Source organism: Pseudoalteromonas sp. 2CM41L, assembly GCF_023161905.1.
GTDB classification, from domain to species: Bacteria; Pseudomonadota; Gammaproteobacteria; order Enterobacterales; family Alteromonadaceae; genus Pseudoalteromonas; species Pseudoalteromonas atlantica.
Genome location: NZ_JALNTN010000022.1, coordinates 49,782 through 58,586 on the forward strand (window position 1 = coordinate 49,782; position 8,805 = coordinate 58,586).

Annotated in this window: 7 protein-coding genes; 6 read left to right on the forward strand and 1 reads right to left on the reverse strand. The window is 40.9% G+C overall.

The window, feature by feature from the left end; genetic code table 11:
• The first annotated feature begins 37 nt into the window (after positions 1-37).
• The 4 genes from atpG (at position 38) to glmU (ending at position 4,360) form a co-directional block, all read left to right on the forward strand.
• Entirely contained in the window at positions 38-898 is an 861-nt protein-coding gene (gene atpG / locus MTF64_RS18710; RefSeq protein ID WP_004588075.1) for a F0F1 ATP synthase subunit gamma, read from the forward strand.
• A gap of 33 nt (positions 899-931) precedes the next feature.
• Positions 932-2,317: a F0F1 ATP synthase subunit beta gene (atpD, locus tag MTF64_RS18715; RefSeq protein WP_004588076.1), complete on the forward strand. Its 1,386-nt coding sequence runs from the start codon at positions 932-934 to the stop codon at positions 2,315-2,317.
• Positions 2,318-2,330: 13 nt separating this feature from the next.
• Entirely contained in the window at positions 2,331-2,753 is a 423-nt protein-coding gene (locus MTF64_RS18720; protein ID WP_004588077.1) for a F0F1 ATP synthase subunit epsilon, read from the forward strand.
• A 248-nt stretch (positions 2,754-3,001) separates the two neighbouring features.
• Entirely contained in the window at positions 3,002-4,360 is a 1,359-nt protein-coding gene (gene glmU / locus MTF64_RS18725; protein WP_248452305.1) for a bifunctional UDP-N-acetylglucosamine diphosphorylase/glucosamine-1-phosphate N-acetyltransferase GlmU, read from the forward strand.
• A gap of 28 nt (positions 4,361-4,388) precedes the next feature.
• Here glmU and MTF64_RS18730 read toward each other — a convergent pair whose 3' ends face one another.
• Positions 4,389-5,231, reverse strand: coding sequence for a LytTR family DNA-binding domain-containing protein (locus MTF64_RS18730; protein WP_248452307.1), 843 nt, complete (start codon positions 5,229-5,231; stop codon positions 4,389-4,391).
• Positions 5,232-5,372: 141 nt separating this feature from the next.
• Here MTF64_RS18730 and MTF64_RS18735 point away from each other — a divergent pair, with 141 nt between their 5' ends.
• A complete protein-coding gene (locus MTF64_RS18735; protein WP_248452308.1) occupies positions 5,373-6,578 on the forward strand; it encodes an acyltransferase family protein in 1,206 nt (401 codons plus the stop codon).
• Between the two features lie 86 nt (positions 6,579-6,664).
• A complete protein-coding gene (locus tag MTF64_RS18740) occupies positions 6,665-8,458 on the forward strand; it encodes a choice-of-anchor I family protein (RefSeq protein WP_248452309.1) in 1,794 nt (597 codons plus the stop codon).
• Positions 8,459-8,805: the final 347 nt, after the last annotated feature.

The window sequence follows — 8,805 nt, forward strand, 5'->3', positions numbered from 1 at the left end:
AGTTTACTAAAGCACACCTTGATTCGGAGAGAGAGTCATGGCCAGCGGAAAAGAGATTAAAAGCAAGATCGGGAGTATTAAAAATACTCAAAAGATCACTAGCGCAATGGAAATGGTTGCTGCGTCTAAAATGAAAAAGGCGCAAGAACGAGTGGCTTCAAGCCGTCCATACGCTGACAAATTACGCAAAGTAATTGGTCGTGTTGCTCAAGCAAATCTTGATTTTACTCACCCGTTCTTAGAAGAACGTGAAGTAAAACGAGTTGGTTATATTGTTATCTCTACAGACCGTGGTCTATGTGGCGGCTTAAACTCAAATGAGTTTAAAAAAGTTGCATTAGACATTAAAGCGTGGAAAGAAAAAGGTGTGGACGCTGAGTTTGCAACTTTAGGTAGCAAAGCTGCTAGTTTCTTTCAACGTTTTGGCGGTCAAGTGCTTGCTAAAAAAGCAGGCCTTGGAGATAAGCCTTCAGTACAAGACGTAATTGGTCCTGTAAAAATTATGCTAGATGCATTCTCAGAAGGTAAAATTGACCGTTTATTCCTGGTATATAACAACTTCGTTAATACCATGAAGCAAGAACCAACAATTGACCAGTTACTCCCTTTGCCAAAAGCTGAAGAAGAAGTATCTGCCCACACATGGGACTACTTATACGAGCCAGGCCCAGACGCTATATTAGAGTCTTTGCTTGTACGCTTTGTTGAGTCTCAGGTATACCAAGGTGTGGTTGAGAACGCTGCCTCTGAACAGGCTGCCCGTATGGTTGCAATGAAAGCTGCAACAGATAATGCCGGCGACCTTATGGATGAGTTACAGCTTGTTTATAACAAGGCCCGCCAAGCGGCAATCACACAAGAAATTAGTGAGATTGTTTCTGGTTCAGCCGCAGTTTAATGCTTCAGGCAAAGATTAACGAGAGGAATAGACATGAGTTTAGGTAAGGTCGTCCAAATTATCGGTGCCGTTGTGGATATTGAGTTTTCTCAAGACAACGTGCCAGCCGTATATGACGCGCTAAAAGTAACAGATGGCGATTTAGCTGGTTTGACTTTAGAAGTTCAACAACAGCTAGGTGGCGGTGTTGTTCGTACTATCGCACTAGGTACTACTGACGGTTTACGTCGTGGCGCAGCGGTAGAAAATACAGGTGAAGCGATTCAAGTTCCAGTTGGTAAAGCAACGCTTGGTCGTATCATGAACGTACTTGGTGAGCCAATCGATGAAGCTGGCCCAATCGGCGAAGAAGACCGTATGTCTATTCACCGTGCAGCGCCTTCATACGAAGAGCAATCAAGTTCAGTAGAACTTTTAGAAACTGGTATCAAGGTAATCGACCTTGTATGTCCATTTGCTAAAGGTGGTAAAGTTGGTTTATTCGGTGGTGCCGGTGTAGGTAAAACCGTAAACATGATGGAACTTATCCGTAACATCGCAATCGAGCACAGCGGCTACTCAGTATTCGCAGGTGTTGGTGAGCGTACTCGTGAGGGTAACGATTTCTACCATGAAATGAACGATTCAAACGTACTTGATAAAGTATCGCTTGTATACGGTCAGATGAACGAGCCTCCTGGTAACCGTTTACGCGTAGCGTTAACTGGTCTTACTATGGCTGAGAAGTTCCGTGACGAAGGTCGCGATGTACTTTTCTTCGTAGATAACATCTACCGTTACACGCTTGCTGGTACAGAAGTATCTGCACTTCTTGGTCGTATGCCATCAGCGGTAGGTTACCAGCCTACACTTGCTGAAGAAATGGGTGTACTTCAAGAGCGTATCGCTTCAACGAAGACAGGTTCAATTACATCAATCCAAGCGGTATACGTACCTGCGGATGATTTAACGGATCCATCTCCAGCAACTACCTTTGCTCACTTAGATGCAACAGTAGTACTTTCACGTGATATCGCATCACTTGGTATCTACCCAGCGGTAGACCCACTTGATTCATCTTCACGTCAACTTGACCCATTAGTAATTGGTCAAGAGCACTACGATACAGCACGTGGCGTTCAAACAGTTCTTCAGCGTTACAAAGAACTTAAAGACATCATTGCTATCCTAGGTATGGACGAGCTTTCTGACGAAGATAAGCAACTTGTATCTCGTGCACGTAAAATCCAGCGTTTCCTATCTCAGCCATTCTTCGTGGCAGAGGTATTTACAGGTGCGCCAGGTAAATACGTTTCACTAAAAGACACAATTGCTGGCTTTAAAGGCATTCTAAGCGGTGAATTTGATGACCTTCCAGAGCAAGCGTTCTACATGGTTGGCTCTATCGAAGAAGCTCAAGAAAAAGCTAAAAGCATGTAATTAGGAGGGTAGTATGGCAGCTATGACTGTACATCTTGACGTAGTAAGCGCAGAGCAGAGCTTGTTCTCTGGTCTAGTTGAATCGATTCAAGTATCTGGTAGTGAAGGTGAGCTTGGTGTTAATGCCGGTCACGCCCCACTACTAACTGCCCTTAAACCTGGTATGGTACGTTTAGTTAAGCAACATGGTGAAGAAGAACTGATCTATATTGCTGGCGGTACACTAGAAGTTCAACCGAACATAGTAACCGTACTTGCTGATACAGCTGTTCGTGGTGAAGACCTAGACGAGCAAGCCGCAGAGCAAGCTAAGCGTGACGCAGAAAGCCAAATGGCTAATGCGTCAGCAGCTGAATTTGATTATCAAAAAGCAGCTATGCAACTAGCAGAAGCTATTGCACAACTTCGCGTAATTCAGCAATTACGTAAAAAGTAAGCCTATCCGGTTTTTAAAAGCCCACGTTATGTGGGCTTTTTTGTGCCTGTAATTTGGCTTTACACTTATATCGGTTAGCAAAGCTGGTTACAATAAGTGTAATTATTATGAACAGTTTGTTTATCATAGATTCAGCCATTACTTTTTATAATACGGCTGAGTATGTATACATGGAGTGACATGCGTAATCTAGTTAAGCTACTTTCATTAACTCCTCACTAAAACAACGGAAAAAGGAAATTGTTTTAATGGCTCTAACAACAGTAATTCTTGCTGCGGGTAAAGGTACTCGTATGCGCTCTGCTCTACCAAAAGTACTGCATAAAGTGGCAGGTAAACCTATGGTACAGCATGTTATAGATAACGCAAAGGCACTTGGTGCAACCACCACTAACTTAGTTTACGGGCACGGCGGCGAACTATTACAACAACAACTTGCCGATAACGACGTAAACTGGGTACTGCAAGCAGAACAACTTGGTACTGGCCACGCAGTAGCACAAGCAAACCCTCATATTAATGATGACGACACTGTGCTTGTTTTATACGGCGATGTACCCCTTACAAAGCAATCAACACTTGAGCGCTTACTAGCCGCAACACCTAAAAATGGTTTGGCGGTATTAACAGTTAATTTGGTTAACCCAAATGGCTATGGCCGTATGCTACGAGAAGATGGCAAGCTTGTAGGTATTATTGAGCAAAAAGATGCAAGCGCTGAGCAGCTACTTATCAGCGAAGTAAACACCGGCATTATGGCGGTTAACGGCAAGCTTTTAAAAACATGGTTAGGCAATCTATCTAACAATAATGCGCAAGGCGAATACTACCTTACAGATATCGTTGCTATGGCGCACAGTGAAGGTGTAGAAATCACCTCAGCACAGCCCGATCATGCAATGGAAGTAGAAGGCGCAAACAACCGCGTACAACTTGCAGGCCTAGAGCGTGCTTATCAAGCATGGCAAGCAGAAGAGCTAATGTTAAATGGTGCCACCCTAGCCGACCCTGCCCGTATTGATGTACGTGGCAATGTTAAAACAGGCGAAGACGTATTAATTGATATAAACGTTATTTTTGAAGGTAATGTAACCCTTGGCAATAACGTACAAATTGGCCCTAACTGCGTACTTAAAAACTGTACCATAGGCGATAACGTTGTAATAAAAGCGAATACCCTAATTGAAGATGCAAGCGTAGCGGCTAAATGTACGCTGGGGCCTTATGCACGCCTACGCCCAGGTGCGGTAATGGAAGAAGACTCGCACATTGGTAACTTTGTAGAGATTAAAAAAACCCGCTTAGGTAAAGGCTCTAAAGCAAACCACTTAAGTTACTTAGGCGACGCTGAAATTGGTGAAAAAGTGAATATAGGCGCAGGCACTATTACCTGTAACTACGATGGAGTTAATAAAGCAAAAACCATTATTGGTGATAACGCCTTTATTGGTTCTAACTCATCGCTTGTTGCCCCAGTACACATTGGTACAACAGCAACTGTAGGTGCAGGCTCTGTGATCACCAGTACCGTTGAAGATGAACAACTTGCAATAGCACGCTCTAAACAGCGTAATTTAACGGGCTGGAAACGCCCGGTTAAAAAATAATTATAAAAGGCTACTTAGGTAGCCTTTTTTATTTCAGTTGAAGTTTAAACTGTTCTTTATAGCGTCTAGATAAGTTAAGCATCTTACCTGTAGTTAGTTTTATTTCACTATCGCCACTAGGTAGCGGTGTAATAGACTCTATTCTATCAAGGTTTACGCCATGGCTGCGATGGACTCTGCAAAAGCCTTTATCTTCTAGTTGCTCACTTAGTGCTGTAAGGGTCGTTCTTAAAGGGTAAATAGACGTGCCAATATACAAGTTTACATAGTTGCCCGATGATTCAAGCCAATCAACATCATCTATTTTTACAATAAACTCTTTACCATGCTTTTTTACAAGCAACCGGTTTAGACTGGGTGTGGCTTGTTGCTCGCTTTCTTCTATAGAAGATGCCTCCCCAATTAATTGCTGAACGACATATTGATATACTTTTATGAGCGCAATAAAAAATATAAAGCTTATAGCATCCTTTTGATATTCGTATATTAATTCAAACCAACTCAAACCAAAATCATAAGAGCGACCCCAAGCTAAATATACAAGCTTGCGACTGCCTACCATAATAGCAATATGTAACATGCTAAATACAATTGAAGCGCCAAAATACATACCCAATGAAGCAGGTATTTTATGCCATTTAAAAGGTGTGTTATTCAAAAACCAAATTAAAGCCGGAAACATAAGCAAAGATCCTAACGCGCTTGAATACTCCCATACAAATGGCTCCCAAATTAAAAATGTTAAATCTCCTGATCTTTTTACCTCCATAATTTGGGTTGTAGCATTTACGGTATTATTAATTAATACGTAAGCACACAGTAATACTGATGCGTATAAGGTTTGAAAACGCTGAAAGTGTTGTAGGTTCATAGTATGTGCTTATATTTATGTGGTGAGTTTATCCCTAAATACCACCGTTTATCACTATTGCCTGTAATATAAGCACTTATGAATAGTTTTTGCGAGTCGTTTCAGTCTTACTAGTACCAATAGACATACATTGGTTTTAGCATGAATAAACAATTACACGTAACAAACCGCCATTACTTTCTTGATTGGCTGAGAGTCATTGCGTTTGCTGTACTTATTTTTTATCACATTGGCATGTTGTACAGCGAAAACTGGGGCTTTCACTTTAAAAGTACTTATATATCTCACTACGTAGAGTATTTTTTATTGGTGTTTGCTCCTTGGAGAATGCTACTGATTTGGTTTATATCTGGAGTAGCACTTCGCTTTATGCTCGATAAAGTGAGAGGTGTTAAATCAAATGCGTTATTTGTTTTAAATCGCTCTATTTTTATCTTACTACCATTGCTGGTGGGGTTATGGTTAATAGTTCCCTTTCAATTGTATGCAGAAATGTCGCAAAAAAGCGTAATAGACATAACGTATTGGCAGTTCTACTTAGCGTTTTTAGATATTAATAATGAGATGTTTGCTAATTACCAGTCTGGGGTATGGCCGCACGTAGACGTAAATCATTTATGGTATTTACGCTCTCTTTGGCAGTTCATGCTTATCATTATTTTATTTTCACTATTCATGAAGCTCCCTTTTTTTACGCCTTTATTCAAGCTAGGTAAAGTGAGCCAGCCATTACTGGTAAGCTTATTAGTCATAGCCATGTTGCTTACACATAACTACTTAGAAGGAGATGCTGTAAGGGAGGCTAACGGCTTTATATTTCTATTTATAGGGTTTCTGTTAGCCAAACACAATTATTTTTGGGCGAGCCTAAAACACTATTTTTGGGTGTTATGTGTAAGCTTTACCCTGCTGTGTATATACATATTAATGGCTTACCAAAACGTATTTGATTTACCTAGTTATATTTTTACTACTATATACAATATTCAAAGAGTATTGGGAGTGCTTACCATGCTTGCACTCGCACAGCATTTTTTAAACTTTAAAACTAATTACTTAAAAACATTTAATAGCTGGGTGTTCCCTTTTTATTTATTGCACCAAAGTGTACTCATAATCCTATGTTTTGTTTTGCAGCCTTTAGAGGTAGGTTCTTTTATTGAGCCACTCTTGGTTGTTATTGGTACATGGTGTATTTGCGCGGTTATTACATTAATAGTGACACGTATTGATATTTTAAGGCCTTTAATAGGTGTTAAAACTCAAAATAGCTATTCCAAGCCTTATTTAGGTTATACAGTAAGCCTTATTCTTGTGTGCCCCTTAGCATTTAAACTCGTTTTTTAAGTTAAAAAAGCTTTATTAAAAGTGCCATAGCTTTGTCATACCTGTGTGTTGTTATTTTGTTCAATACCACACTAAGGAAAATAACAATGTTAAAAAGGTCACTTATAGCACTTTCACTCATATCAATATTAACGGGTTGCTCACTAGATGGAGATGACGGCCAAGACGGCACGCAAGGTATCCAAGGGGAGCAAGGCACAGCGGGTCTAAATGGTACTAACGGCACTAATGCAAACTCTGCGTTAAATATAAGTTTAGTAGGCCGCGCTGTACTTAATGCCCAAAGCCCCGAAGGTGCAGCCGAAATAGTCGCTTATCAAGCATCTAAAAAGTGGATTTACGCCATTAACAGCTCTGGTGATGAAGCCATTGTTAATATTATACCCGCCGACACCTTTGATACGGCTGCCCTTGTTAAAGATAACGAAGGGATAGTGAGTGCAACTAACCTAACATCAACCATTACCCTTACCTTAAACGACAACACCCCAGGCGATGCCAACAGCATAGCAATAGATGAAAACAACCAATTGCTAGCTGTGGCTATGGCTGCTAAAAATGTGGGCGAACCGGGTCAAATTGCATTTTACGATATAAGCGGCGATGCACCGGCATTCATAAAAAATGTACCAGCGGGCTTCTTACCAGACATGGTGACTTTTAACCACGACGGTACAAAAGTAGTTGTAGCCAATGAAGGTGAACCTAATAGCGATTACAGTATCGACCCAGAAGGCTCTGTAAGCATAATTAATATAGTAGAAGGTGTAGTAGCCGATACGGCAACTAATATTGACTTTACTACTTACAATAGTCAGCAAGCTGAACTTGAGTCTGATGGATTTGTGTTTGCTAACCCTACAGGGCGCACTATTAACGGAAATGTAATAAATACGACAGTAGCTATGGATTTAGAGCCTGAGTACGTCAGCATTTCTAAAGATAACAAATATGCCTACGTATCAATTCAAGAAAATAACGGTCTCGCTATTATTAACCTAGAAGATAATAGCGTAGAGCTAAAAGCGCTAGGCTTTAAAGACTGGTCAGATTTACAAATAGATGCCTCAGATAAAGACGGCGGTGTTAATTTTAAATCGTACCCAGGGCTTTATGGTATGTATCAGCCAGATACAATTTCAAGCTTTAGCTGGAAAGGCGCAAACTTTATAGTATCGGCAAATGAAGGTGATGCACGCGAGTACTTCTTTGATGTAACAGATGAAGCAGACTGCACAGCAAAGGGCGGCCTAGATTACGATGAAGATGATGGCTGCCTTGCCTATATAGATGAAAGCCGTGTTGAAGATTTAACGCTTGCAGCTAATTTTGACTACTTAAATAACGACGATGACGATATAGGCCGCTTGAAAGTAAGCACTGTAAAAGGTAATACGAATGACGACGGTCAATACGAATCGCTTTATGCCTATGGTGCACGCTCATTTACTATTTGGGACAGTAATGGGCTGGTGGTATTTGACTCAGGCGATGACATAGGTCGTATTACCGCATCGGTTCATGGTGAAGCCTTTAATAACAATGAAGATGAAAACGAAGGTGACACACGCTCAGATGATAAAGGCGCAGAACCCGAAGCGCTAACAATAGGTACGATAGACGAACGCACTTTTGCCTTTATAGGTCTTGAGCGCATGGGCGGGATTATGGTTTACGATATTACCAACCCTTACGATGTGCAATTTGAAGATTACTTTTATAACCGTGGTGTAATAGAAGGGGCAGATATAACCGGCGACCTTGCACCCGAAGGCATGGTGTTTGTACCTGCCGAACAAAGTGCGACAGGCGAGCCACTGCTTATAATCGGTAATGAGATCTCAGGTTCTATAGCTGTATGGCAAATTGCAGCAAATTAAAACCAACAAAGCAGTACAGCGATTACTAAATGTACTGCTTTTTCTAACGCGCAATTATTAGCTGTAAAATAGCGACTTAACATGCGCGTTTTTTAATCTAAAATCAGCCCGCAGGCCTTTATTTGTATGCGTTTCATACTAAATTCATTTATTTGTCAAAAAGCTGAAATAAAACATTGACCCCCGCTCGAATCTCTCTATAATGCGACCCCACTGAGACGGGAAACGCTGAAGCATAGCAAGGCACAACTGCTCAGAGAGTTAAGTAAGACTTCGGTTTTAAATCTTCTAAAAAGAAAGTTTAAAATTAAGTGTTGACTCGAAAAATAAAGGATGTATTATACGCA

What these genes read in the sequence shown, in the direction of transcription:
- MTF64_RS18735 (WP_248452308.1), top strand. Translation starts at nt 5,373, where the DNA reads ATGAATAAACAATTACACGTAACAAACCGCCATTACTTTCTTGATTGG.
- glmU (WP_248452305.1), top strand. Translation starts at nt 3,002, where the DNA reads ATGGCTCTAACAACAGTAATTCTTGCTGCGGGTAAAGGTACTCGTATG.
- atpG (WP_004588075.1), top strand. Translation starts at nt 38, where the DNA reads ATGGCCAGCGGAAAAGAGATTAAAAGCAAGATCGGGAGTATTAAAAAT.
- MTF64_RS18730 (WP_248452307.1), bottom strand. Translation starts at nt 5,231, where the DNA reads ATGAACCTACAACACTTTCAGCGTTTTCAAACCTTATACGCATCAGTA.
- atpD (WP_004588076.1), top strand. Translation starts at nt 932, where the DNA reads ATGAGTTTAGGTAAGGTCGTCCAAATTATCGGTGCCGTTGTGGATATT.
- MTF64_RS18740 (WP_248452309.1), top strand. Translation starts at nt 6,665, where the DNA reads ATGTTAAAAAGGTCACTTATAGCACTTTCACTCATATCAATATTAACG.
- MTF64_RS18720 (WP_004588077.1), top strand. Translation starts at nt 2,331, where the DNA reads ATGGCAGCTATGACTGTACATCTTGACGTAGTAAGCGCAGAGCAGAGC.